The organism is Mycobacterium sp. E2989 (assembly GCF_001667595.1).
Taxonomy (GTDB): domain Bacteria; phylum Actinomycetota; class Actinomycetes; order Mycobacteriales; family Mycobacteriaceae; genus Mycobacterium.
Genome location: NZ_LZJX01000002.1, coordinates 19,224 through 42,524, shown reverse-complemented (window position 1 = coordinate 42,524; position 23,301 = coordinate 19,224). Strand labels below are relative to the sequence as shown.

Here is a 23,301-nt window from a genome sequence, read left to right as displayed (position 1 = left end):
AGCACGCGGAGAGCGGTTACGATTTCGGAACGATCGGTGGGCAAGGGTCCGTTCTCCCGGCCGCGCGGATTCCGGTGGATGACCGCAACGGTCTGGAGGAGGATCGAGTGGGCGACAAAGTGGAGGCAGAGCAGGCATGAAGCTAGTCACCGCAATCGTGAAGCCGTTCACCCTCGATGACGTGAAGACCAGCCTCGAGGACGCGGGCATCCTGGGGATGACGGTCAGCGAAGTCCAGGGATATGGACGTCAGAAGGGCCACACCGAGGTTTACCGGGGTGCCGAATACTCGGTGGATTTCGTGCCGAAGGTGCGCATCGAGGTGGTGGTCGACGATTCCATCGTGGACAAGGTCGTGGACAGCATCGTCCGGGCGGCGCGCACCGGCAAGATCGGTGACGGCAAGGTCTGGGTCAGCCCCGTGGAAACCATCGTGCGGGTGCGCACGGGTGAACGCGGGACCGATGCCCTCTGACCGTGGCGGGACGTCGCTGAACCGGGCCGGACGGGCCGGGAAGGTATGACAAACCCACAGTCATCGGGAGCAGGAACAGGAAGCGCCGGCGGGGCAAGCGATTTGGCTGCCTCCCGGCGCCTACTGCTGTCCGAGGGGCGTGAGCTGGGTGCGGCGGAACTGCGGAAGGCCTGGCTGGAGCTCCACGAATCCTGGTTGGTCGCCAAGGCCGGCGAGATCGGCATCACCGACGGCAGCGGCTTCGCGGTCGTCGGGGTCGGCGGCTTGGGCCGCCGCGAGCTGCTGCCGTATTCCGATCTCGACCTGATGTTGTTGCACGACAACAAGTCTGATGATGTGCTGCGCCAGGTCGCCGACGGGCTGTGGTATCCGCTGTGGGACGCCAACGTTCGGCTCGACCACAGCGTGCGCACGGTGCCGGGCGCCCTGGGCGTCGCCAACAGCGACCTGGTGGCCGCGCTGGGCATGCTGGACGCGCGCCACATCGCCGGCGACGCGCAGCTGTCGGCGGAGCTGATCGACGGGGCGCGGCGCCAGTGGCGCAGCGCGATCCGGTCCAGGATGGACGAGCTCGTCGCGATGACTTACGAACGCTGGCAACGGTGTTGGCGGATCGCGCAGCGGGCCGAGCCGGACCTGAAGTCCGGCCGCGGCGGGCTGCGCGACGTCCAACTGCTCGACGCGCTCGGCATCGCGCAGCTCATCGACCGCCACGGCATGGGCCACCCGGACGCGCCGGGGGGCTCGCTGGACGCCGCATACCTGGCGCTGCTCGACGTCCGCACCGAATTGCACCGGGTATCGGGCCGCGGCCGCGACCAACTGCTGGCGCAATTCGCCGACGAGGTGAGCGCCGCGCTGGGCATCGGGGACCGATTTGCGTTGTCGCGCATGCTGTCCAGCGCCAGCCGCACCATCGCCTACCACGCCGAGACCGGGCTGCGGACCGCGCAGAACGCGCTGCCGCGACGCGGCTTCACCGCTTTGGTGCGGCGCCCGCGGCGGCGACCGCTGGACGAGGGCGTGGTCGAGTACGACGGCGAGGTGGTGCTCGCCCGCGACGCGCAGCACCAGACCGACCCCGGGCTGGTGCTGCGCGTCGCGGCCGCGTCGGCGGACACCGGCCTGCCCATCGGCGCCGGCACGCTCAAACGGCTGGCCGACAGCGCCGGCGATTTGCCGTCGCCGTGGCCGCGGGAGGCGCTGGACGACCTACTGGTCGTGCTCCTGGCGGGACCGACGACGGTGAACACGATCGAGTCGCTGGACCGAACCGGGTTGTGGGGCCGCCTCTTCCCCGAATGGGACGCGGTGCGCGACCTGCCCCCGCGTGACGTCTCGCACAAGTGGACCGTCGACCGCCACATCGTCGAAACCGCCGTCAACGCCGCCCCGCTCACCACCCGCGTGGCGCGATCCGACCTGCTTGCGCTGGGCGCCCTGCTGCACGACATCGGCAAGGGCCGCGGCACCGATCACTGCGTGCTCGGCGCGGATCTGGCGATCCCGATCGGCGAGCGGCTCGGCTTGTCGGCCCAGGACACCGAGACGCTCGCAGGCATGGTCCGCCACCATCTACTGCTGCCGATCACCGCCACCCGAAGCGACCTCAACGACCCCAAGACCATCGAGTCGGTGGCCGCTGCCCTGAACGGGGACCCGCAGCTGCTCGAGCTGCTGCACGCGCTGGCCGAGGCGGATTCGAAGGCCACCGGGCCCGGGGTGTGGAGCGACTGGAAGGCGTCGCTGATCGAGGATCTGGTCCGTCGTTGCCGGTTGGTGATGGCTGGCGAACCGCTGCCGGAAGCCGAACCGGTTGCACCGCATCATCTTTCGCTGGCGGCCGGGCGCGGCGTGCATGTGGAGATCACACCCGGTGACCGCGAGCGCTTGACCGCGGTGATGCTCGCGCCGGACCAGCGTGGGCTGGTGTCCAAGGCCGCCGCGGTGCTGGCGCTGAACTCGTTGCGAATTCACTCGGCGCTGGCCAACATTCACGAGGGCGTGGCGATCGTCGAGTTCGTCGTGTCGCCGGTGTTCGGCTCGCCGCCCGAATCGGGCTTGCTGCGCCAGCAATTCAACGGCGCGCTGGCCGGCGACCTCGATGTCCTCGGGACGCTGGAGAGGCGCGACAGCGACGCCGTCAGCGCCGCCACCACGCGGGCCGGCGAGATTCAGGCCGGTGTCCCCGTCACCCGGTCGACCGCCCCGCCGCGCATCCTCTGGCTCGACACCGCGACGGCCGGCCAGTTGCTGTTCGAGGTGCGCGCCATGGACCGCATGGGGCTGCTCGCGTTGCTGACCAGCGCGCTGGAACGCGCCGGCGCCGATATCGCCTGGGCCAAGGTGAACACCTTCGGGTCGACGGCGGCCGACGTCTTCTGCGTGACGGTGGATGCGAACGCCGAACAGGAGGCGCGGGCGGCGATCGAGCAGAACCTGCTGGGCGTGCTGGGCGGCCCCGCGGTCGAGGTGCTGCAGGAGCCGGTCGGCGACTAGTTCAGGAGTGCTCGGCGTTGAGCCGCCGCAGGGCCTCGATGCGGGCCTGGATCTGCTCGCGGCTCGCGGCGGCGATCGGCGGGCCCCCGCAACGGCGGCGAAGCTCGCTGTGGATCCAGCCGTGCGGCTTTCCGATGCGGTGGTGCGTGGCCGACACCAGCGTGTTGAGCTCGCGGCGCAGCTCGCGCAGCTGGCCGTGCATCGACGGCGGCGCGGAGACCGCGGCCGGCACCCCCTGCGCGGCCCGTCGCTGGAGCTGTTCGTCCTGGCGGCGGTGCAGCAGCGCCCGCATCTGCTCGGCGTCCAGCAGGCCCGGGATACCGAGGTAGTCGGCCTCCTCGTCGCTGCCGGCCGGGGCCGCGGTGCCGAAGGACGAGCCGTCGAAGATGACCTGATCCAGCTCGGCGTCGGCGCCCAACGAGGTGAAGCCGTTGTCGGCTTCGGTTTTCTCCGTCTGCGTCCTGGTGGCGGGATCGCCGTCGAGGGGATCGTCGTCCGGGCGGTGCGGCTCCCCGAGCACGTGGTTGCGTTGCGCCTCCAGCTCGCTGGCCAGCTGCAGCAGGTTGGGCACCGACGGCAGGAAGATGCTCGCGGTCTCGCCGGGCCGGCGCGAGCGCACGAACCGGCCGATGGCCTGCGCGAAGAACAGGGGAGTCGAGGCGCTGGTGGCGTAGATGCCGACCGAGAGCCGGGGCACGTCGACGCCCTCGGAGACCATCCGCACGGCCACCAGCCAGCGGCTGCTGCCGGCGGCGAATTCGCTGATGCGAGCCGACGATCCGGGATCGTCGGACAGCACCACCGTCGGCGCCTCCGAGGTCAGCCTGGTCAGCAGGGCGGCGTAGGCGCGGGCGGCGGTGCGGTCGGAGGCGATGATCATGCCGCCCGCGTCGGGCACGTGCGCGCGCTTCTGGCGCAGCCGCTGGTCGGCGGCCGCGATCACCGCCGGCATCCATTCCCCGGCCGGGTCGAGCGCCGTCCGCCAGGCCCGCGCCGTGTGCTCGGCGGTCAGCGGCTCGCCGAGCCGCGCGGCGTGCTCCTCGCCGGCGCTGTCGCGCCAGCGCGCCTCCCCGGAGTAGGCCAGGAACACCACCGGCCGGACCACCCCGTCGGCGAGGGCCTCGGCGTAGCCGTAGGTGTGGTCGGCCCGCGACCGCCGGACCCCGTCGGCGCCCGATTCGTAGGCGACGAACGGGATCGGGCTGTCGTCGCTGCGAAACGGCGTGCCCGTCAGGGCGAGCCGGCGCGTGGCGTCGCCGAAGGCCTCGCGGATCGCGTCACCCCAGGTCTTGGCGTCCCCGCCGTGATGGATCTCGTCGAAGACGACCAGCGTCCTGCGCTGTTCGGTGCGCACCCGGTGCAGCGTCGGGTGCGCGGCGACCTGAGCGTAGGTGACCATGACGCCGTGGTACTCGCCCGACGTGTGGGCGTTGGAGTTGGAGAACTTCGGGTCCAGGGCGATGCCGTGCCGCGCCGCGGCCTGCGCCCACTGCACCTTCAGGTGCTCGGTGGGCACCACGACCGTGATCTGCTCGACGGCGCGCTGGCTCAGCAGCTCGGCGGCCACCCGCAGCGCGAACGTCGTCTTGCCGGACCCCGGGGTCGCGACGGCCAGGAAATCGCGCGGCCGGGCGGCCAGGTATTTCACCAACGCCCGGCGCTGCCACCCGCGCAGCGCCCGGCCGCTGTCGTCGACGCCGGCATCCGTGCGAGCGACCGGTTGCACGGACATTTCCCCCCATGGTGCAGTTTTCGACGAGGCCGGCGTGATTGAGCGGTGGCTGTGAAATCTAGCACGCCAACGCTTTTCGGCGCAGCAACGACTCGAGCGGGTTATCCCACCCGGCTCGCCAGGTCGCGCGCCACCAGCCACGCGTCGATGCGTCGGGCGACGTCGGCCCAGCCCGGCTCGAGCATCATGTTGTGCCCCATGTCGAAGAATTCCGCCTCGGTCGCGTACGCGCGCGCCGTGGCGCGCACCGCGCCGACGCTGACGAAGCCGTCGTGGGTGGCGCCGAGCACCAGCATCGGCGTCGTCACCCGCTGCGTCTTGACCCGGCGGAACATCGGGTCGGTCATCGCCGCGCGGATGCTCTCCGGGCCGGCGCGCTGCCAACAGGATTCGACGATGTGCTCGGGCGTGTCCGCGCAGAACAAATACCCGCGCGCCAGCTTCTGCGTGCGCAGGAATCTGACCAAGGTGGGGTCGTTGAACGAGTGCACGGTCATCCACGGACGGCGCCGCCAGACGCGCAGCGAGGCCCCGAGCACACCCGACGGCGGCAGCGAGCCCACCAGCACGGCGGCCGGGGCGGTGCGGTCCTCGAGGTAGCGCTGGATCGTGTAGCCGCCGAGGGAATGGCCGATGAGCACCGGGGAGCCGCCCAGGTCGTCGGCGACCGTGCGGACGTCGTCGAGGTAGTCCTCGATCGAAACCTTGTGCAGCGGCGTGTCCGTCGGGCTGGCGCCGTGCCCGCGCAAGCTCATCGCGACCGCGCGATAGCCGGCGTCGGCGAAGTAGTCCAGGAAACCGTCGTCCCAGCACCACGCGGCGTGCCACCCGCCGTGCACGAACAGCAGCGGCACCGGATGGTCCGGGCTGCAGGCTCCCTTGTCGATCACCTCGAGCATGAGGCCATTCAAGCCCGCGCGCCGCTTCCTCGAGACTGAAACCACGCACACGTTCTGCGGCGTGTCGTGTGCGTGGTTTCAGTGTCGCGGTCGACGGGCCGCCGCGCTCACCGTGCCACTAGGCTGGCGGGGTGTTTGAATCGCTGTCCGACCGGTTGACCGGTGCCCTTCAGGGACTACGTGGCAAGGGTCGACTGACCGACGCCGACATCGAGGCCACCACTCGCGAGATCCGGCTGGCGCTGCTGGAAGCCGACGTGTCGCTGCCCGTGGTGCGCGCGTTCGTCACCCGGATCAAGGACCGCGCCAGGGGCGCGGAGGTCTCCGGGGCCCTCAACCCGGCGCAACAGGTCGTCAAGATCGTCAACGAAGAGCTGATCGGCATCCTGGGCGGCGAGACCCGCCAGCTGGCCTTCGCCAAGACACCGCCGACCGTCGTGATGCTCGCCGGCCTGCAGGGTTCCGGTAAGACCTCGCTGGCCGGCAAGCTGGCCGCCTGGCTACGGGGGCAGGGCCACACCCCGCTGCTGGTCGCGTGCGACCTGCAGCGGCCCGCCGCGGTGAACCAGCTGCAGGTCGTCGGCGAGCGCGCCGGCGTCCCGGTGTTCGCGCCGCATCCCGGTGAGTCCCCCGAATCCGGTCCCGGCGACCCGGTCGCCGTGGCGGCGGCGGGCCTGGCCGAGGCGCGCGCCAAGCACCACGACGTCGTCATCGTCGACACCGCCGGCCGGCTGGGCATCGACGAGGAGCTGATGAGCCAGGCCGCCGCCATCCGCGACGCCGTCAACCCCGACGAAGTGATCTTCGTCCTCGACGCGATGATCGGTCAGGACGCCGTGACCACCGCCGAGGCCTTCCGCGAGGGCGTCGGCTTCACCGGCGTCGTGCTGACCAAGCTCGACGGTGACGCCCGCGGTGGCGCCGCGTTGTCGGTCCGCGAGGTGACCGGCGTGCCAATCCTTTTCGCCTCCACCGGCGAGAAGCTGGAGGACTTCGACGTCTTCCACCCCGACCGGATGGCCAGCCGCATCTTGGGCATGGGCGACGTGCTCAGCCTGATCGAGCAGGCCGAGCAGGTCTTCGACGCCGAGCAGGCCGAGGCCGCCGCCGCCAAGATCGGCACCGGCGAGCTGACGCTGGAGGACTTCCTGGAGCAGATGCTGGCCATCCGCAAGATGGGCCCGATCGGCAACCTGCTGGGCATGCTGCCCGGCGCCGGCCAGATGAAAGACGCGCTGGCCCAGGTCGACGACAAGCAACTCGACCGGCTGCAGGCCATCATCCGCGGCATGACGCCGCAGGAGCGGGCCGACCCGAAGATCATCAACGCCTCGCGGCGGCTGCGCATCGCCAACGGGTCGGGCGTCTCGGTGTCCGACGTCAACCAGCTGGTCGACCGCTTCTTCGAGGCCCGCAAGATGATGTCGTCGATGCTCGGCGGCATGGGCATTCCCGGCATGGGCCGCAAGTCGGCGACCCGAAAGGCCAAGGGCGGCAAGGGCAAGAAGGGCAAGAAGGGCGGGCGCGGCCCGACGCCGCCCAAGAACCGCAACCCGCTCGGCGCCGGCATGCCGAACATGCCGGCCGGCTTCCCCGACCTGTCGCAGATGCCCAAGGGTCTCGACGAGCTGCCGCCCGGCCTGGCGGATTTCGATTTGTCCAAGCTCAAGTTTCCAGGCAATCCGGGACGAAACTAACCCGCCGTGCGTATGCACGTGCGAGGTGTGGGGCTGCCCGACGAGACCCCAACCGAGCTGTGGATTGTCGACGGCCGCATCAGCACCGAGCCCGTCGCGGGGGCCGACACCGTCTTTGGCTCGTCTGGGTTTCAAGGCTGGATCGTGCCCGGCCTGGTCGACGCCCACTGCCACGTCGGCCTCGGCGAGCACGGCGAGATCCCGATCGACGACGCGATCGCCCAGGCCGAAATCGAACGCGACGTCGGTGCGCTGCTGTTGCGGGACTGCGGCTCACCCACCGACACCCGCAGCCTCGACGAGCACGACGATCTGCCGCGCATCATCCGCGCCGGCAAGCACCTGGCCCGGCCCAAGCGCTATGCGGCGGGCTTCTCGCGCGAATTGGAAGACGAATGGCAGCTGCCGCAGGCGGTCGCCGAGGAGGCCGAGCGCGGGGACGGCTGGATCAAGCTGGTCGGGGACTGGATCGACCGCAGCGTCGGCGATCTCGCCCCGCTGTGGTCCGACGACGTGCTCAAGGCCGCGATCGAGACCGCGCACGCCCATGGCGCCCGGGTGACCGCGCACGTTTTCAGCGAGGACGCGCTGCCCGGCCTGATCAAGGCCGGCATCGACTGCATCGAGCACGGCACCGGCCTCACCGACGAGGCCATCGCGCTGATGCTCGAGCACGGCACCGTCCTGGTCCCCACGCTCGTCAACATCGTGGAGAACTTCCCCGGCATCGCCGAAGCGGCCGCCGCGAAGTACCCGGTCTACGCCGCCCACATGCGCGACCTGCACGCCCGCGGCCTGGACCGGATCGCCGCGGCCCGCGAGGCGGGCGTGCCGATCTACGCCGGCAGCGACGCCGGCACCATGGTCGCGCCCGGACGCATCGCCGACGAGGTCGAGGCGCTCAAGCGCATCGGGATGGGCCCGACCGAGGCGCTGGGCGCGGCGTGCTGGGACGCCCGCCGCTGGCTGCGGCGGCCGGTGTTGGACCATGGCGCGTCGGCCGACCTGCTGTGCTTCGCCGACGACCCGCGGTCCGGCCCGGCCGTGCTGCGCCGCCCTGACCTGGTGATATTGCGCGGCCAGGTGTTCCGCCCGCAGGCGTAGACGGGGGAGGGCGACACGCCCTTGGTCGAAAAGATTGCGAGTGCTTGCTATCTATGTTACGGTCGTTCCACCACGACGACCTGGAGGAAAAAGTGGCTTACGACGTGATCATTCGTGACGGGCTGTGGTTCGACGGGACCGGCGCCGCGCCGCTCACCCGCACGCTGGGTATCCGCGACGGCGTCGTGGCCACGGTGTCGGACGCGCCGCTGGACGAGGCGGGTTGCCCCGAGGTGATCGACGCGGCCGGCAAGTGGGTGGTTCCCGGCTTCATCGACGTGCACACGCATTACGACGCCGAGGTGTTGCTGGACCCGGGCCTGCGGGAGTCCGTGCGCCACGGGGTCACCACCGTGTTGCTGGGGAACTGCTCGCTGTCGACCGTCTACGCCAGTTCCGAGGACGCCGCCGACCTGTTCAGCCGTGTCGAAGCCGTGCCGCGCGAATTCGTCTACGGCGCACTGCAGAACAAGACGTGGTCCACCGCGGCGGACTACATCAAGGCGATCGACGCCCTGCCGCTCGGGCCGAACATCGGCTCGCTGCTGGGCCATTCGGACCTGCGGACCGCGGTGCTGGGGCTCGATCGGGCCACCGACGCCGCCGTCAAGCCCACCGACGCCGAGGTGGAGAAGATGGCGGCGCTGCTCGAGGAGGCGCTCGACGCCGGCGTGCTCGGCATGTCGGGGATGGACGCGCCCATCGACAAGCTCGACGGCGAGCGCTTTCGGTCGCGGGCGCTGCCGTCCACCTTCGCGACCTGGCGCGAACGGCGCAGGCTGATCAAGGTGCTGCGCAAGCGCGGCCGCATTCTGCAGAGCGCGCCCAACGTGGCCAAGCCGTCGACCGGGATCCTGTTCTTTCTGGCGAGCAGCCGAATCCTCAACCGGGGCAAGGGCGTTCGCATGAGCATGCTGGTTTCGGCCGACGCCAAGTCGATGCCGCTGTCGGTGTACGTCTTCGGTCCGGGGACCCGGCTGCTGAACAAACTGCTGGGCTCGAGCGTGCGGTTCCAGCATCTGCCGGTGCCGTTCGAGCTGTACTCCGACGGAATCGACCTGCCGGTCTTCGAGGAGTTCGGCGCCGGGACGGCGGCCCTGCACCTGCGGGATCAGTTGGAGCGCAACGAGTTACTGGCCGACGAGGAATACCGCCGCCAGTTCCGGCGCGAGTTCGACCGCGTCAAGCTCGGCCCGTCGTTGTGGCACCGCGACTTCCATGACGCGGTGATCGTCGAATGCCCCGATAAATCGTTGATCGGCAAGAGCTTTGGCGCCATCGCCGATGAGCGCAAGCTGCACCCGCTCGACGCCTTCCTCGACGTGCTCGTCGAGAACGGCGAGCGCAACGTCCGGTGGACGACCACCGTCGCCAACCATCGGCCCAAATTGCTGGACGCGCTCGCCAAGGAAGGCAGCGTGCACATGGGCTTCTCGGACGCCGGCGCGCACCTGCGCAACATGGCCTTCTACAACTTCCCCGTGAAGCTGCTCAAGCGGGTCCGCGACGCCCACCGGGCCGGCGCGCCGTTCATGCCCATCGAGCAGGCGGTGCACCGCCTGACCGGTGAGCTCGGGGAGTGGTTCGGGGTCGACGCCGGCACGCTGCGCCAGGGCGACCGCGCGGACTTCGTGGTGATCGACCCGAGCGGGCTCAACGAGGCGGTCGAGGGCTACTACGAGGAAGAGGTGCCCTTCTACGGGGGCCTGCGGCGCATGGTCAACCGCAACGACGACGCCGTCGTCGCGACCGGTGTCGGCGGCGCGGTCGTCTTCCGGGCGGGCCAATTCCGCGACGGCTACGGCCAAACCGTGAAATCGGGCCGCTACCTGCGCGCGGGCCAGCGGCACCGGGGCCAGGGCGCCCTGAAAATCGGGGTGTGACATGGCCAGAACCCAGCAGCAGCGTCGGGAGGAGACCGTCGGCCGGCTCCTCGACGCGTGCATCGAGACCATCATCGAGGTCGGATACGCGCGGGCGTCGGCGGCCGTGATCACCAAACGCGCGGGGGTGTCGGTGGGCGCCCTGTTCCGGCACTTCGAGACCATGGGCGACTTCATGGCGGCCACGGCGTCCGAGGTGTTGCGCCGCCAGCTCGAGACGTTCACCAAGCGGGTCGCCGAAATACCGCCGGACCGCCCGGCGCTCGAAGCCGCCCTGGCGATCCTGCGCGACGTCACCGCCGCCCCCACCAACGCCGTGCTCTACGAACTGCTGGTCGCGGCGCGCACCGACGAAAAGCTCAGGGACACCTTGCAGCACGAGCTGCGGCAGTACTCCACGAAAATCCACGAGGCCGCGCGCGCGCTGCCGGGCGCCGAGAATTTCCCCCAGGACACGTTCCCGGTGCTCGTGGCGGTGCTGACCAACGTGTTCGACGGCGCGGCGGTGGTGGAGGGGGTGCTGCCGCAGCCGCAGATCGCCGAGCAACGGATTCCGATGCTGATGACGCTGCTGTCCGCGGCCGCCCCGGGCGCGGGCCTATAGCGAGCCGATGCTGGACTGCGGGTTGAGCGCGAAGCCCCAGTCGAACAGCGTCGCCGCCTGGTCCCAGTAGCTCGGGCCACCGGTCTTCACCAGGCCGTACATCATGGCGATGACCAGCCGCCGGCCGCCGCGGGCGGCCGCCCCCACGAAGGTCTTGCGGGCGGCGTCGGTGAAGCCGGTCTTGCCGCCGATCGCGCCGGGGTAGCGCTGCAACAGCTCGTCCTGATTGGTGATCGGTGCATCGCCGTGGTCGCCGGGGAACATCGCCGACGGCTCGGCGGTGATCTGCGCGAACACCGGATTGGCCATCGCGGCGCGGAAGATGACGGCCAGGTCGTGGGCCGTCGAGGAGCCCGACCCGCCGGGCCCGTCCAGGCCGGACGGCGTCGAGGCGTGGGTGCTCGTGGCGCCCAGCGACGCTGCCTTGGCGTTCATCTTGGCGACCGTCGCCTCCGGGCCGCCCAGCATGTGCGCCAGCGTGTTGGCGGCGTCGTTGCCCGAGACCAGCAGCAGGCCGTCGAGCAGTTGGCGCGCGGTGTAGACGTGGCCCGGTTTGACGCCGACGCAGTTGCACTCCACCTGGGTGTCGGCGGTGTCGGCGACCACGGTGGAGTCCAGGCTGACCTGGTCCAGCGTCACCAGCGCCAGCAGCACCTTGATGGTGCTCGCCGGCGGGTGGGCCACGTTCTGGTCGCGGCCGGCCAGCACCTGACCGCTGTCCAGGTCGGCCACGATCCAGGTCTGGGCCGGCCCGTCCGGGATCGGCACCGAGCCGACGGGCTGCATGGCGTCGGCCCACGACGTGGGGGCGGTGGCACCCGCACCGACCGTGAACAGGGCCGCGGCGGCGGCCATGAGCTTGCGCATGGGCCGAAAGTCTAACTTCCGGGCCACCCGGGTGCGGATTTTCAGTACTGTCCCTCCCATGTTGAGCCTGGCCGAGATTTCCGACCGCCTAGAGATCCAGCAGCTGCTGGTGGACTATTCGACCGCCATTGACCAGCGCCGATTCGACGACCTCGACAAGGTGTTCACCCCGGACGCGTACATCGACTACACCGCGCTCGGGGGCATCGAGGGCCACTATCCGGAGATCAAGAAGTGGCTGTCGGAGGTGCTGCCGAACTTCCCGGTGTACGCGCACATGCTGGGCAACTTCTCGGTGCGAATCGACGGCGACACGGCCTCGTCGCGGGTGATCTGCTTCAACCCGATGGTGCTCGGCGGCGACAAGGGGCAGGTGCTGTTCTGCGGGCTCTGGTACGACGACGAGTTCCTGCGCACGGCCGAGGGCTGGCGGATGACGCGCCGGGTGGAGGCCAAGGTCTTCCAGAAGGTCATGTGACACGGCAAGATCAAGCCGGCTCAGCCATTTCGCTATGGGGAGGCACCATGAGGCGCAGCATCGTCGGGGGACTGGCTGCCGCCTTGACGGCCGGTGGCTTGATCGCCATGGCGCCACCCGCCGGCGCCGGCTGCCTGTACGGCGGGTTGTCCGTCAGTAGGTGCGACGGACCGGTTTCTCCGGACGGCACCTGGCAACGCTGCGTGGTGTTCTACTCCGCCTATGGTGGGTCGGGTTCCCGCGGCGCCACTCGCTGCGACATGATGGGTCCTGACCTGCATCCATGGGGTTCCGAATTCAGCAACCCACCCACGCACATCGACGACTGAGCGCAAATTTCTGCTTGGACACGGCAGTCTGGCACAATGGGCGGCTGTCCGCGGCGCGATCACGATCGCGTCCCGGTCATCACACTCGAGGCAAAACCGGATCCGGGCATCCCGCCCCGATCGCTGAATTGCAGCGTGACGCACACAGGAGAGTTCGCTTAACCATGGCTGTGAAGATCAAGCTCACCCGGCTTGGCAAGATCCGCAATCCCCAGTACCGCATCGCCGTCGCCGACGCGCGCACGCGCCGCGACGGTCGTTCCATCGAGGTCATCGGGCGCTACCACCCGAAGGAAGACCCGAGCCTCATCGAGATCAACTCCGAGCGCGCCCAGTACTGGCTGTCCGTGGGCGCTCAGCCCACCGAGCCCGTGCTCAAGCTGCTGAAGATCACCGGCGACTGGCAGAAGTTCAAGGGCCTGCCCGGCGCCGAGGGCCGGTTGAAGGTCGCCCCGCCCAAGCCCAGCAAGCTCGACCTGTTCAACGCCGCGCTGGCCGAGGCCGAGGGTGGTCCCACCACCGAGGCCGCGAAGCCGAAGAAGAAGGCGCCGGCCAAGAAGGCCGCGAAGGCCGCCGAGCCTGAGGCCGCCGCCGAGGCCCCCGCCGAGCCCGCCGCTGAGACCCCGGCTGAGACCCCCGCAGAGCCCGCCGCCGAGGGCGGCGAGCAGGCCGCGCCGAGCACCGAAAGCTGACGACGTGAGCACGGTCGTCGTTGACGCGGTGGAGCACCTGGTCCGGGGGATCGTCGACAATCCCGACGACGTCCGGGTGGACATGGTGACCAGCCGCCGAGGCCGCACTGTCGAGGTCCACGTCCATCCCGACGACCTGGGCAAGGTGATCGGCCGTGGCGGACGCACCGCGACCGCGCTGCGCACGCTGGTCGCCGGCATCGGTGGCCGCGGCATCCGCGTCGACGTGGTGGACACCGACCAGTAGCGCTGATGGAACTCCGTTGGAGTTGACCGTCGGGCGCGTCGCGAAGGCGCACGGGATCGGCGGCGAGGTCGTCGTCGAGATTCGCACCGACGATCCCGCCGCCCGATTCGCGCCCGGTAACACTCTGCGCGGCAAGGCATCTCGCGGTGGCGGGGAACGCGACTTCGTCGTCGAGAGCGCGCGCGAACACGGCGGGCGGTTGCTGGTGCGGCTGGCCGGGGTGAGAGACCGCGACTCCGCCGACGCGCTGCGCGGCACGGTGTTCGTCGTCGATTCCGCAGACCTGCCCGCGATCGACGAGCCGGACACCTACTACGACCACCAGCTCGAAGGGCTGCACGTGCGGACCGTGGCGGGCCGGGACGTCGGGGTGGTCGCCGAGGTGCTGCACACCGCCGGCGGTGAGCTGCTGGCGGTGCGCCGGGGCGACGGCGGGGAGGTGTTGGTGCCGTTCGTCGGCACGATCGTCACGTCGGTGTCGCTCGACGACCGGGTCGTGGAGATCGATCCGCCCGAGGGCCTGCTGGATCTCGCATGAGGATCGACGTCGTCACCATCTTCCCGGCCTTCCTGGATCCGCTGCGGCAATCGTTGCCCGGCAAGGCGATTGGTTCGGGCCTGGTCGACCTGCGGGTGCACGACCTGCGCGGCTGGACGCACGACGTGCACCGCTCGGTCGACGACGCCCCCTACGGCGGTGGTCCCGGGATGGTGATGAAGGCGCCGGTATGGGGCGAGGCGCTGGACGAGATCTGTTCGGATGCAACGGTTTTGGTGGTCCCGACGCCTGCGGGCCGATTGTTCACGCAGGCCGATGCCCAGCGGTGGAGCGCCGAAGCCCACCTGGTGTTCGCCTGCGGTCGCTACGAGGGGATCGACCAGCGGGTCATCGAGGACGCCGCCCGGCGGATGCGGGTCGAAGAGGTTTCGATCGGTGACTACGTCCTGCCCGGTGGGGAGTCGGCGGCGGTGGTGATGATCGAAGCCGTGGTGCGCCTGCTCGAGGGTGTGCTCGGCAATCCGGCGTCGCATCAACAGGATTCGCACTCGCCGGCCCTGGACCGGCTGCTCGAGGGGCCCAGCTATACCCGGCCGCCGAGCTGGCGCGGGCTCGACGTGCCCGAGGTGCTGCTGTCCGGTGACCACGCGCGCGTCGCCGCGTGGCGGCGGGAGGTTTCGCTGCGGCGCACCCGCGAACGGCGCCCGGAGCTGCTGGACCCCCGCGACTAGAGCCCGCGGCGCAGCGGGTCGGTCCGGCCTTCGGGGAATATCGTCTTCACCGCCCGGGTGATGGTGTCGCGGGCGGTGGCGTCGTCCGAGGGCTGCAGGGACTGCACCACCATGATGTAACGGCGGTCGGCGCCGATCACGCCCGTCGACAGGTGCATCCAGTCGCTGCCGATGCAGCACATCCAGCCCTGCTTGACCGCCACCGGCTCGGCGTACAGACCGTCCGGGATGCCGAAGCGCTGCGGGTAGCCGTCGAGCCCGTTCGGGGTCGACCGTGCCAGGTCGTCGACGATGACCTTCGCCTTGTCGGCGGGCAACCCGCCCGATCCGTCGAGCAGCATGTCGTAGTAGCGGATCAGGTCGGTCATCGAGCTCATGGTGTTCCACCAGCGCCCGTCGCTGGGCGGGGTGGTCGATCCGAGCCCGTAGCGGCCCGCGACCGCCGTGATGATGGCGTTCTCGCCACCCTGGCCCCAGAACCGTTCGGCCGCACCGTCGTCGGATGACTGCAGCATGACGTCCAACGCCTGCCGGTCGTCCGCGCTCAGCGCGGCCTTGCCCTGGGATTCGTGCAGCAGCAGGTCGTCGGCGATGAACAGCTTGGCCACCGACGCGGTGCCGATGACCTGGCCGTTGCCCGTGGAGACCAGCTGGTGGGTTTTGCGGTCGAGGATCGCGACCGACAGCGCGGCCCCGGCGGCGGCGGCCTCGTCGGTCGCCTGCTGCACCCGCGCCTGCAGGCCGACGGGGCCCGGGATCGCCAGTTGCGGTTCCGGCTGCGGCGGCTTGACCGCTTCGAGCATCAGCTGGGCCGCCTGCGGGGTGGGTTGGCGCAGACCGCGGTCTCCGGTGACGTACACCGGGAAGTTGTAGGCCTTGGCCTGCACCTTTGCCTCGCACCCGGCGGCCACCACCAACGCCACCGCCGCAGTGGCGGTGAACAGCATCAGCGGCCGAACGCGCATTCCTCTCCTCCGACGTGGCTCCGGGGCGCCCGAGTGCACAGGCGCTGGGCTCGTCGCGCCACCTGCCCGGCCGGTCACGCAGGGCCCGGTAGGGCGTTCTGACCCCAGTCATATGTACCATTCACCAGCGATTTCGGCTCGCTGCGAACCGCCTCGGAAGCTGTGATTTTCATGGCAACCGCCCTATCTGGCACAATTGACCAGTTGTCTCCAGCGGTTGCCGGCCGGCCGGGCCGCTTCTTCCCCTGCTGCGAGATACGCCCAAGTTGCCCCAAACCATCGGCTTGGCGACCGCCCCGAGGGGCTGTTGCCGCAGGCCGCGACCGCAAGGAAGTGTCTTCTACGATGAACCGCCTGGACTTCGTCGACCAAGCGTCGCTGCGCGACGACATCCCGGTTTTTGGCCCGGGCGACACCATCAACGTGCACGTCAAGGTCATCGAGGGCGCCAAGGAGCGCATCCAGGTGTTCAAGGGCGTGGTGATCCGCCGGCAGGGCGGCGGGGTCCGCGAGACCTTCACCGTGCGCAAGGAGAGCTACGGCGTCGGCGTCGAGCGCACCTTCCCGGTGCACTCGCCGAACATCGATCACATCGAGGTGGTGACCCGTGGCGACGTCCGCCGCGCGAAGCTGTACTACCTCCGAGAGCTGCGCGGCAAGAAGGCCAAGATCAAGGAAAAGCGCTGAGCTGGCACGGCCGGGCGGCAGTCCCGGTCGGTTTACCGCGCCACAATCTGCGCTGGCTACTCTGATCTCGTGACCGATCCCACGGACTCTCCTGAGCCCCCGTCCGCCCAGTCAGAGCCGAAGGTCTCCACCCGCATCCCGGACCCGCCCGAGGGCGGGACGGCAACGGTTCCCGAACCGGGACGGCCGGACGCGCCGGAGCGCGCCAAGCGGTCGTCACTGCGCGAAATCGCGCTGCTGGCCGTGATCGCCGTGGCGCTCTACTACGTCATGCTGACGTTCGTGGCGCGGCCCTACCTGATCCCGTCGGAGTCGATGGAGCCCACGCTGCACGGGTGCTCCGGCTGCGTCGGCGACCGGATCATGGTCGACAAGATCACCTATCGCTTTCACGCGCCCGGCCCCGGCGACGTCATCGTCTTCAAGGGGCCGCCGTCGTGGAACCTCGGCTACAAGTCGATCCGGTCCAACAACACCGCGCTGCGCTGGGCGCAGGACGCCCTGTCGTTCATCGGCTTTGTGCCGCCCGACGAGAACGACTTGGTCAAGCGGGTCATCGCGGTGGGCGGACAGACGGTGCAGTGCCGGGCCGACACCGGGCTGACAGTCAACGGCAAGCCGCTCAAGGAGCCCTACCTGGATCCGGCCACGATGATGGCCGACCCGTCGGTGTACCCCTGCCTGGGCAGCGAGTTCGGCCCGGTCACCGTGCCGCAGGGCCGGCTGTGGGTGATGGGCGACAACCGCACTCACTCGGCGGACTCGCGTGCCCACTGCACCAGCGTCCCGGCCGAGGCCCTCAAGGGCGTGTTGTGCACGGGCGACCCCACATCGGGCACCGTGCCGGTGTCGAACGTGATCGGCAAGGCGAGGTTCATCGTGTGGCCGCCCGGGCGATGGGGTGGCGTGTCGTCGGTGAACCCGCAACAGCATCAGTAGCCATGGCCACGACGTGGCCGCCGCGGACGGTGATCCGCAAGTCGTCGGGACTGCGCACGCTGGAGTCGGCGCTGTACCGCAGCGGGCTGGGACCGGTGGCCGGCGTGGACGAAGTCGGCCGCGGCGCGTGCGCGGGCCCGCTGGTGGTGGCCGCCTGCGTGCTCGGGCCGGGGCGGCTGGAAAGCCTTGCCGCCCTTGATGATTCGAAGAAGCTCACAGAGAGCGCCCGGGAGAGACTGTTCCCGCTGATCCGTCGTTACGCGCTGGCCTACCACGTGGTGTTCATACCGCCGGCCGAGGTGGACCGCCGGGGCGTGCACGTCGCCAACATCGAAGGTATGCGCCGCGCCGTCGCGGGCCTGCCGCTGCGGCCCGGTTACGTGCTCAGCGACGGGTTCCGGGTGCCCGGGCTGGCGGTGCCGTCGCTGCCGGTCATCGGCGGCGACGCGGTGGCGGCCTGCATCGCCGCGGCGAGCGTGCTGGCGAAGGTCAGCCGCGACCGGCTGATGGTCGCCATGGACGCCGACCACCCGGGATACGGCTTCGCCGAGCACAAGGGCTACAGCACACCGGCGCACAGCACGGCGCTTACGCAGCTCGGCCCCTGCCCCGAACACCGCCATTCGTTCATCAACGTCCGGCGCGTGGCCATAGGGTCAGGGGGATCGGGCAGCCGCGTGGTGGCCGAATGCAAAGGGGACCCTCCGCCCGCGCGCGGCGGATGTCGGTGAGGAAAGATGGGACCAGGATTCCCCGGGCGGAACGCCCGGAAGTGTTTCTCCGAGAAGGACGTCTGAACAGATGAGTGCCGAGGATCTCGAAAAGTACGAAACCGAGATGGAGCTCTCGCTGTACCGCGAATACAAGGACATCGTCGGTCAGTTCAGCTACGTCGTGGAAACCGAGCGGCGGTTCTACCTGGCCAACAGCGTGGAGATGGTGCCGCGCAACGCCGACGGCGAGGTGTACTTCGAGCTGCGCCTGTCCGACGCCTGGGTGTGGGACATGTACCGGCCGGCGCGCTTCGTCAAGCAGGTGCGGGTCGTGACGTTCAAGGACGTCAACATCGAAGAGGTGGAAAAGCCCGAGCTGCGCCTGCCCGAATAGCCGGCGCTAGCCACCCTCGGGCGGCTGCGTGTCCTCCGCCGTCGGAAGTTCGCCGCGTCTGTCGATGACCTCCCGCGCGACGTCGGCCAGCTTGATGTTGAGCGCCTGGGAATGCCGTCGCAGCAGGTCGAACGCCTGCTCCTCGGTCATGTCGTGGAGCAGCATCAACATGCCGACCGCCTTGCCGATCTCGCGGTTGCTGAGCAGCCCCCGGCGCAGGCTGGTGGCGTCCTCGCCCTTGGCGACCGCGTTGATGGCGACGCTGGCGAACGCGGCCAGCACCGCCGCCCGCCCGGCCGCTTCGGCATCGAACATGTTGGGGGTGTCGCTGAACAGGTTGAGCGCGGCGCCCTTGCGTTTGTCGACCAGCAGCCGAAAGCCCATCGCGCCGCGCACCGGGGTTTCCGCCACCAGGACCTTCGCCAGTCCCGGCCAGAGCGACGGCGTGGTCAGGTCCGGGTCGATCTGCGGGGTTTCCTCCTCGATCGCGTCGATGCACGGGCCGTCGCCGGACCGTCGCTCCAGCTCGTCGATCTGCTGGGCCAGTCGGTCGCTCGCGCCGACCGTGATGTAGCGGTCGCCGTCGCGCACCAGCAGGCTGGCGTGGTCGCACCCGCGGACCACCAGGGTGGCCGCGACGCAGATGGCCGCGTACATCTGACCGGCGTCCGAGCCCTGGTAGATGATCTCGGCCAAGGCGGCGAAAACCGTGCCGGGGTCGGCCTTCTCTCCGCCGGGCGTCGGGCCGCCCGCGACCGTGGATTCATCCCCCATGCTGTGCCTCTTTCCTGCGCCGTGACCAGCCGACCCCTCGTTCGATCGCCGTAGATTATCGGCTTTCGACCCGGGCCTCACACGCTGTTCGGCGCGATTGCGACGAATTCCACGCGTCTTGGCTATCCGCTCGCGGGCGCGGGAAACGTCACCAGTTCGTGCCCGCAGCCCGGTGACGTTGCCCACCCGTGGTTTCGTCGGGACCCGGGCGGGAAAAAGCCTTGGGATGGGAATTACCGTCGCGGTGACCGGGCCCACCGGAGAGATCGGCATCTCAGCGGTGACGGCGCTGGAGCGAGAGCCGTCCGTCGACGCCATCATCGGGATGGCGCGCCGTCCGTTCGACCCGGCGTCGCGGGGCTGGCTGAAAACCACCTACCAGCAGGGCGACATCCTGGACCGTGAGGCCGTCGACGCCCTGGTGGCACAGGCCGACGTGGTGATCCATCTGGCCTTCATCATCATGGGATCGCGGGAGGAGAGCGCCCGCATCAACCTCGAGGGCACCCGCAACGTGTTCGAGGCGACGGTCGCCAGTGAGCGGACGCGGCGCCTGGTGTACACGTCGTCGGTGGCCGCGTACGGCTACCACGGCGACAACCCCAGCCCCCTGACCGAGGACGTCCCGGCGCGAGGGTCCGCGGAGCACTACTACTCGGCGCAGAAGGCGGCCTGTGAGGCGGCGCTCGGTGAGATCACCAGGGACTCGCCGCTCGAGGTGTTCGTGTTGCGGCCCTGCATCGTGGCCGGGCCCAACGCCACCGTGCTGGCCGACGCGATGCCGTGGAACCAGCTGCCCGGCCCGGTGCGCGCCCTGGTCAAGGCGCTGCCCATTCTCAAGCCGGTCGTCCCGGATCCGGGTTTCCCGTTGCAGCTGGTGCACCACGACGACGTCGCGAGCGCGATCGCGCTGACGGCCACCGCGCCGGCGCCGCCCGGGGCCTACAACATCGCCGGGGACGGCGTCGTGACGGTGGCCGACGTGGTGCGCGCTTTGGGGGGCCGCCCGGTGCGGGTCCCGGCGGTTGCGGCCGCGGCCGCTTCTGCCGCGCTGTCCCGGGTCCCGCTCGTCCCGTCCATGCTGGAGTGGCTGCACACCGCGCGCACGTCGATGGTCATGGACACCACCAAAGCGCGCACCCAGCTCGGCTGGAGGCCGGTGCACTCCTCGGCCGAGACCCTGACCGCGCTGGCGTCGGCGGTGTGACGGCCCGACAACCGCGGTACGTTGGCTGCGTGAGGCTCCGGCTGCCGGGCGACGGTGAAATCGGCTAGTGCGGCACGTAACTGCGCGCCGGCGGGTGAAGCATCTCACCGCCGGGAAAGCGACCACCCGGCCGGAGACCCTCGTCGTCGAGGAGCCGCTGGAGATTCGGGTCAATGGCGCGGCGGTCACCGTCACCATGCGCACCCCTGGTGCGGATTTCGAACTGGCGCAGGGCTTTCTGCTCACCGAGGGGGTGATCGGGGGCCGCGACGACGTGCAGACCATCCGTTATTGCGGCGGTGCCGTCGACGGCACGAACACCTATAACGTGCTCGACGTGACGCTGGCCGACGGGGTGGCGCCGCCGGCGCTCGACGTGACGCGCAACTTCTACACCACCTCGTCCTGCGGGGTCTGCGGCAAGGCGTCACTCGACGCGGTCCGGCTGATCGGCCGCTTCGCGCCGGGGGCCGACGCCGCGACCGTCGCGGCGAGCACGCTGGAGGCGATGCCCACCCAATTGCGTTCGGCCCAAAAGGTTTTCGACAGCACCGGCGGGCTGCACGCCGCGGCGCTGTTCGGCGTCGACGGCACGATGTGGGCGGTCCGCGAGGACGTCGGCAGGCACAACGCGGTCGACAAGGTCATCGGCTGGGCGCTGGAACATCGGCGGGTGCCGCTGGCGGGTTCGGTGTTGCTGGTCAGTGGGCGGGCCTCCTTCGAGTTGACGCAGAAAGCGGTGCTGGCCGGGATTCCGGTGCTGGCCGCCGTGTCCGCGCCGTCGTCCCTGGCGGTCTCGCTGGCCGAGGAGTCGGGGATCACCCTGGTGGCGTTCCTGCGGGAGGACTCGATGAACGTCTACACCAGGGCGGATCGCATCGGCTGATCGCCTTCGGCCGCGTTGTGCATGGACGCGGCACTGGGGATGACCGGTCGTGGCGCGAGTCACCAAGGCCCGCCTTGTCGGACCAATCGCGCACCGTGGCCGCATGACCACCGAAACACCCATGACCCGGGCGCAGCTGGGGGCGATGGGCGAGGCGCTCGCCGTCGACCACCTGACCCGGATGGGACTGCGCATTCTGCACCGCAATTGGCGCTGCCGCTACGGCGAACTCGACATCATCGCGTGTGACGAGACCGCCCGCACGGCGGTGTTCGTCGAGGTGAAGACCCGCACCGGTGACGGCTATGGCGGGCTGGCGTGCGCGGTCACCGAGCGCAAGGTTCGCCGGCTGCGCCGCTTGGCCGCGCTGTGGCTGGCCGGCCAGGACACGCGCTGGGCGGCGCTGCGCATCGACGTGATCCGGGTGCGGGTCGGGCGGCGGCGCACCCCCGAGATCACGCACCTGCAGGGGATCGGCTGATGGCGCTGGGTCGGGCGTTCTCGGTCGCCGTGCGCGGGGTGGACGGACAGATCGTGGAGATCGAAGCCGACATCAGCAACGGGCTGCCGGGCGTGCATCTGGTGGGTCTGCCCGACGCGGCGCTGCAGGAGTCCCGCGACCGGGTGCGGGCGGCGGTGAGCAACTGCGGCAACGACTGGCCCATGTCGCGGCTCACGCTCGCGCTGTCCCCGGCGACGCTGCCCAAGATGGGGTCGGTCTACGACATCGCCCTGGCCGCCGCCGTCCTGTCGGCGCAACGGAAAACCCCGTGGGACCGCCTGGAGAAGACGGTGCTGCTGGGCGAGCTGTCGCTGGACGGTCGGGTGCGCCCGGTGCGCGGCGTGCTGCCCGCGGTGCTGGCGGCCAAGCGCGACGGCTGGCCGGCCGTCGTCGTCCCCGCGGAGAACCTGGCCGAGGCCAGCCTGGTCGACGGCATCGACGTCTGGGGGGTGCGCACGCTGCGGCAACTGCAGCGGTGGCTCGGCGGGTCCGCCGCCTTGGACGACAGGATCACCACGAGGGCCACGGAGCCGGAGCCCTCGGCGGATCTGGCCGACGTGGTCGGTCAGACCCAGGCGCGGTTCGCGGTGGAAGTGGCCGCGGCCGGGTCGCACCACCTCATGCTCACCGGGCCGCCGGGCATCGGCAAAACCATGCTCGCGCAACGGCTTCCGGGCCTGCTGCCGCCACTGTCGGAGAGCGAGTCGCTGGAGGTCACCGCCATCCATTCGGTGGCCGGGCTGCTGTCGGGGGACACGCCGTTGATCACCACGCCGCCTTTCGTGGCGCCGCATCACACCTCCAGCGTGGCCGCGCTCGTCGGCGGCGGTTCGGGCATGGCGCGCCCGGGCGCGGTCAGCCGAGCGCACCGCGGGGTGCTCTTCCTCGACGAGTGCGCCGAGATCAGCGTCCACGTGCTGGAAGCGTTGCGAACGCCGTTGGAGGACGGGGAGATTCGCCTCGCCCGGCGCGACGGGGTGGCGTGTTATCCGGCCCGGTTCCAGCTGGTGATGGCCGCCAATCTGTGCCCGTGCGCGCCCGCCGACCCGCAGGACTGCATGTGTGCGGCGGCGGTCAAGCGCCGCTACCTGGGCAAGCTGTCCGGGCCCCTGATGGACCGGGTGGACCTGCGGGTGGAAATGCACGGGGTGCGCGCGGGCGCGTTCTCGGGTGGCCCAGCCGAGTCGACGGCGCAGGTCCGCCATCGGGTGGCGCAGGCCCGCGCGGCCGCGGCCGAGCGGTGGCTACCGCACGGGTTTCGCACCAACGCTGAGGTCAGCGGGGCGTTGCTGCGCCGCAAGTTCCGTCCCGGCACCGCCGCGATGACCCCGCTGCAACAGGCGCTGGATCGTGGCCTGCTCAGCATCCGGGGCCTGGACCGCACCCTGCGGGTCGCGTGGACTTTGGCCGACCTGGCGGGCGGGGTGGCGCCCGGGCCCGAGGAGGTCGCGGCCGCGCTCAGCTTTCGGCAGCCGGGAGCCCACCGATGAGCGCCGGC

General features: G+C 70.2%; 24 protein-coding genes and 1 pseudogene. 20 read left to right on the top strand and 5 right to left on the bottom strand.

Annotation, left to right across the window (positions count from 1 at the left end; genetic code table 11):
- Nucleotides 1–136 precede the first annotated feature (136 nt).
- Nucleotides 137–475 (top strand): nitrogen regulatory protein P-II, encoded by a 339-nt coding sequence (gene glnB, locus A5680_RS00880; RefSeq protein WP_055404843.1) that lies wholly within the window; start codon nt 137–139, stop codon nt 473–475.
- Between the two features lie 45 nt (nt 476–520).
- Nucleotides 521–2,974 carry a [protein-PII] uridylyltransferase gene (locus A5680_RS00875; RefSeq protein ID WP_067815162.1) on the top strand — a complete coding sequence of 818 codons (2,454 nt, stop codon included), beginning with the start codon at nt 521–523 and terminating at the stop codon, nt 2,972–2,974.
- 1 nt (nt 2,975) lies between these two features.
- Here A5680_RS00875 and A5680_RS00870 read toward each other — a convergent pair whose 3' ends face one another.
- Together A5680_RS00870 and A5680_RS00865 are read right to left on the bottom strand one after the other, a co-directional pair.
- A complete protein-coding gene (locus A5680_RS00870) occupies nt 2,976–4,706 on the bottom strand; it encodes a DEAD/DEAH box helicase (RefSeq protein ID WP_067815159.1) in 1,731 nt (576 codons plus the stop codon).
- Nucleotides 4,707–4,807: 101 nt separating this feature from the next.
- Nucleotides 4,808–5,605, bottom strand: a complete 798-nt coding sequence (locus A5680_RS00865; protein ID WP_067815156.1) for an alpha/beta hydrolase — start codon at nt 5,603–5,605, stop codon at nt 4,808–4,810.
- A gap of 131 nt (nt 5,606–5,736) precedes the next feature.
- Between A5680_RS00865 and ffh the strand changes: the two genes are divergently transcribed.
- Genes ffh through A5680_RS00845 form a run of 4 tightly spaced genes read left to right on the top strand, consistent with a single transcriptional unit; the run spans nt 5,737 to nt 10,893 of the window.
- On the top strand, nt 5,737–7,302 hold the full coding sequence (gene ffh / locus A5680_RS00860) for a signal recognition particle protein (protein ID WP_055403261.1): 1,566 nt from the start codon (nt 5,737–5,739) through the stop codon (nt 7,300–7,302).
- 12 nt (nt 7,303–7,314) lie between these two features.
- Entirely contained in the window at nt 7,315–8,406 is a 1,092-nt protein-coding gene (locus A5680_RS00855; protein WP_156674970.1) for an amidohydrolase family protein, read from the top strand.
- Between the two features lie 53 nt (nt 8,407–8,459).
- On the top strand, nt 8,460–10,289 hold the full coding sequence (locus A5680_RS00850; RefSeq protein WP_067815150.1) for an amidohydrolase family protein: 1,830 nt from the start codon (nt 8,460–8,462) through the stop codon (nt 10,287–10,289).
- 1 nt (nt 10,290) lies between these two features.
- Entirely contained in the window at nt 10,291–10,893 is a 603-nt protein-coding gene (locus A5680_RS00845; protein WP_055403259.1) for a TetR/AcrR family transcriptional regulator, read from the top strand.
- On the opposite strand, the gene A5680_RS00840 is transcribed toward A5680_RS00845, so the two are convergent.
- Complete coding sequence (locus A5680_RS00840) at nt 10,888–11,760, bottom strand: D-alanyl-D-alanine carboxypeptidase family protein (protein WP_055403258.1); 873 nt, start codon at nt 11,758–11,760, stop codon at nt 10,888–10,890. The genes A5680_RS00845 and A5680_RS00840 overlap by 6 nt on opposite strands.
- Nucleotides 11,761–11,818: 58 nt before the next feature.
- On the opposite strand from A5680_RS00840, the gene A5680_RS00835 reads away from it, so the two are divergent.
- The 6 genes from A5680_RS00835 to trmD all read left to right on the top strand — a co-directional run bounded on the left by A5680_RS00835 (nt 11,819) and on the right by trmD (nt 14,736).
- Nucleotides 11,819–12,238: a nuclear transport factor 2 family protein gene (locus A5680_RS00835; RefSeq protein WP_067815148.1), complete on the top strand. Its 420-nt coding sequence runs from the start codon at nt 11,819–11,821 to the stop codon at nt 12,236–12,238.
- Nucleotides 12,239–12,285: 47 nt separating this feature from the next.
- Nucleotides 12,286–12,567 (top strand): hypothetical protein, encoded by a 282-nt coding sequence (locus A5680_RS00830; RefSeq protein ID WP_067815145.1) that lies wholly within the window; start codon nt 12,286–12,288, stop codon nt 12,565–12,567.
- A 164-nt stretch (nt 12,568–12,731) separates the two neighbouring features.
- Nucleotides 12,732–13,259, top strand: a complete 528-nt coding sequence (gene rpsP, locus A5680_RS00825) for a 30S ribosomal protein S16 (RefSeq protein ID WP_055403255.1) — start codon at nt 12,732–12,734, stop codon at nt 13,257–13,259.
- Between the two features lie 4 nt (nt 13,260–13,263).
- A complete protein-coding gene (locus A5680_RS00820; protein WP_003878715.1) occupies nt 13,264–13,506 on the top strand; it encodes an RNA-binding protein in 243 nt (80 codons plus the stop codon).
- Between the two features lie 16 nt (nt 13,507–13,522).
- Nucleotides 13,523–14,044, top strand: coding sequence for a ribosome maturation factor RimM (rimM, locus tag A5680_RS00815; RefSeq protein ID WP_067815142.1), 522 nt, complete (start codon nt 13,523–13,525; stop codon nt 14,042–14,044).
- Nucleotides 14,041–14,736, top strand: a complete 696-nt coding sequence (gene trmD / locus A5680_RS00810; RefSeq protein WP_067815138.1) for a tRNA (guanosine(37)-N1)-methyltransferase TrmD — start codon at nt 14,041–14,043, stop codon at nt 14,734–14,736. Before rimM ends, trmD begins: the two co-directional genes overlap by 4 nt.
- Here the strand turns inward: trmD and A5680_RS00805 are convergent.
- Nucleotides 14,733–15,701, bottom strand: a complete 969-nt coding sequence (locus tag A5680_RS00805; RefSeq protein WP_067815134.1) for a hypothetical protein — start codon at nt 15,699–15,701, stop codon at nt 14,733–14,735. The genes trmD and A5680_RS00805 overlap by 4 nt on opposite strands.
- 345 nt (nt 15,702–16,046) lie before the next feature.
- Here A5680_RS00805 and rplS point away from each other — a divergent pair, with 345 nt between their 5' ends.
- The 4 genes and pseudogenes from rplS to A5680_RS00785 all read left to right on the top strand — a co-directional run bounded on the left by rplS (nt 16,047) and on the right by A5680_RS00785 (nt 18,434).
- The gene (gene rplS / locus A5680_RS00800) at nt 16,047–16,388 is read left to right on the top strand and encodes a 50S ribosomal protein L19 (protein ID WP_055403251.1); all 342 of its coding nucleotides are present in this window, start codon (nt 16,047–16,049) and stop codon (nt 16,386–16,388) included.
- A gap of 69 nt (nt 16,389–16,457) precedes the next feature.
- Nucleotides 16,458–17,327 carry a signal peptidase I gene (gene lepB / locus A5680_RS00795; protein WP_067815131.1) on the top strand — a complete coding sequence of 290 codons (870 nt, stop codon included), beginning with the start codon at nt 16,458–16,460 and terminating at the stop codon, nt 17,325–17,327.
- 2 nt (nt 17,328–17,329) lie between these two features.
- Nucleotides 17,330–18,092: pseudogene (locus A5680_RS00790) on the top strand (ribonuclease HII); the annotation flags it as partial.
- Nucleotides 18,093–18,128: 36 nt separating this feature from the next.
- Nucleotides 18,129–18,434: a DUF2469 domain-containing protein gene (locus A5680_RS00785; protein ID WP_007171389.1), complete on the top strand. Its 306-nt coding sequence runs from the start codon at nt 18,129–18,131 to the stop codon at nt 18,432–18,434.
- A 6-nt stretch (nt 18,435–18,440) separates the two neighbouring features.
- Here the strand turns inward: A5680_RS00785 and A5680_RS00780 are convergent, their stop codons facing one another.
- Nucleotides 18,441–19,208, bottom strand: a complete 768-nt coding sequence (locus A5680_RS00780; RefSeq protein WP_067815128.1) for a GAF and ANTAR domain-containing protein — start codon at nt 19,206–19,208, stop codon at nt 18,441–18,443.
- Nucleotides 19,209–19,434: 226 nt separating this feature from the next.
- On the opposite strand from A5680_RS00780, the gene A5680_RS00775 reads away from it, so the two are divergent.
- The 4 genes from A5680_RS00775 (at nt 19,435) to A5680_RS00760 (ending at nt 23,293) form a co-directional block, all read left to right on the top strand.
- Nucleotides 19,435–20,415, top strand: coding sequence for an NAD-dependent epimerase/dehydratase family protein (locus A5680_RS00775; protein ID WP_067815125.1), 981 nt, complete (start codon nt 19,435–19,437; stop codon nt 20,413–20,415).
- 67 nt (nt 20,416–20,482) lie between these two features.
- A complete protein-coding gene (gene fdhD, locus A5680_RS00770; RefSeq protein WP_067815122.1) occupies nt 20,483–21,301 on the top strand; it encodes a formate dehydrogenase accessory sulfurtransferase FdhD in 819 nt (272 codons plus the stop codon).
- A gap of 103 nt (nt 21,302–21,404) precedes the next feature.
- The gene (locus A5680_RS00765) at nt 21,405–21,782 is read left to right on the top strand and encodes a YraN family protein (RefSeq protein WP_055403245.1); all 378 of its coding nucleotides are present in this window, start codon (nt 21,405–21,407) and stop codon (nt 21,780–21,782) included.
- A complete protein-coding gene (locus A5680_RS00760) occupies nt 21,782–23,293 on the top strand; it encodes a YifB family Mg chelatase-like AAA ATPase (protein ID WP_067815119.1) in 1,512 nt (503 codons plus the stop codon). The genes A5680_RS00765 and A5680_RS00760 overlap by 1 nt, the downstream gene beginning before the upstream one ends.
- Nucleotides 23,294–23,301: the final 8 nt, after the last annotated feature.

Excerpts from the sequence above, each read along its gene's own strand:
- A5680_RS00785 (WP_007171389.1), top strand. The coding sequence starts at position 18,129 with ATGAGTGCCGAGGATCTCGAAAAGTACGAAACCGAGATGGAGCTCTCG.
- A5680_RS00830 (WP_067815145.1), top strand. The coding sequence starts at position 12,286 with ATGAGGCGCAGCATCGTCGGGGGACTGGCTGCCGCCTTGACGGCCGGT.
- A5680_RS00805 (WP_067815134.1), bottom strand. The coding sequence starts at position 15,701 with ATGCGCGTTCGGCCGCTGATGCTGTTCACCGCCACTGCGGCGGTGGCG.
- A5680_RS00865 (WP_067815156.1), bottom strand. The coding sequence starts at position 5,605 with ATGCTCGAGGTGATCGACAAGGGAGCCTGCAGCCCGGACCATCCGGTG.
- A5680_RS00835 (WP_067815148.1), top strand. The coding sequence starts at position 11,819 with ATGTTGAGCCTGGCCGAGATTTCCGACCGCCTAGAGATCCAGCAGCTG.
- A5680_RS00870 (WP_067815159.1), bottom strand. The coding sequence starts at position 4,706 with ATGTCCGTGCAACCGGTCGCTCGCACGGATGCCGGCGTCGACGACAGC.
- glnB (WP_055404843.1), top strand. The coding sequence starts at position 137 with ATGAAGCTAGTCACCGCAATCGTGAAGCCGTTCACCCTCGATGACGTG.
- A5680_RS00760 (WP_067815119.1), top strand. The coding sequence starts at position 21,782 with ATGGCGCTGGGTCGGGCGTTCTCGGTCGCCGTGCGCGGGGTGGACGGA.
- A5680_RS00855 (WP_156674970.1), top strand. The coding sequence starts at position 7,315 with ATGCACGTGCGAGGTGTGGGGCTGCCCGACGAGACCCCAACCGAGCTG.
- A5680_RS00840 (WP_055403258.1), bottom strand. The coding sequence starts at position 11,760 with ATGCGCAAGCTCATGGCCGCCGCCGCGGCCCTGTTCACGGTCGGTGCG.
- A5680_RS00775 (WP_067815125.1), top strand. The coding sequence starts at position 19,435 with ATGGGAATTACCGTCGCGGTGACCGGGCCCACCGGAGAGATCGGCATC.
- A5680_RS00780 (WP_067815128.1), bottom strand. The coding sequence starts at position 19,208 with ATGGGGGATGAATCCACGGTCGCGGGCGGCCCGACGCCCGGCGGAGAG.
- rpsP (WP_055403255.1), top strand. The coding sequence starts at position 12,732 with ATGGCTGTGAAGATCAAGCTCACCCGGCTTGGCAAGATCCGCAATCCC.
- A5680_RS00875 (WP_067815162.1), top strand. The coding sequence starts at position 521 with ATGACAAACCCACAGTCATCGGGAGCAGGAACAGGAAGCGCCGGCGGG.
- A5680_RS00850 (WP_067815150.1), top strand. The coding sequence starts at position 8,460 with ATGTTACGGTCGTTCCACCACGACGACCTGGAGGAAAAAGTGGCTTAC.
- A5680_RS00765 (WP_055403245.1), top strand. The coding sequence starts at position 21,405 with ATGACCACCGAAACACCCATGACCCGGGCGCAGCTGGGGGCGATGGGC.
- A5680_RS00845 (WP_055403259.1), top strand. The coding sequence starts at position 10,291 with ATGGCCAGAACCCAGCAGCAGCGTCGGGAGGAGACCGTCGGCCGGCTC.
- rplS (WP_055403251.1), top strand. The coding sequence starts at position 16,047 with ATGAACCGCCTGGACTTCGTCGACCAAGCGTCGCTGCGCGACGACATC.
- trmD (WP_067815138.1), top strand. The coding sequence starts at position 14,041 with ATGAGGATCGACGTCGTCACCATCTTCCCGGCCTTCCTGGATCCGCTG.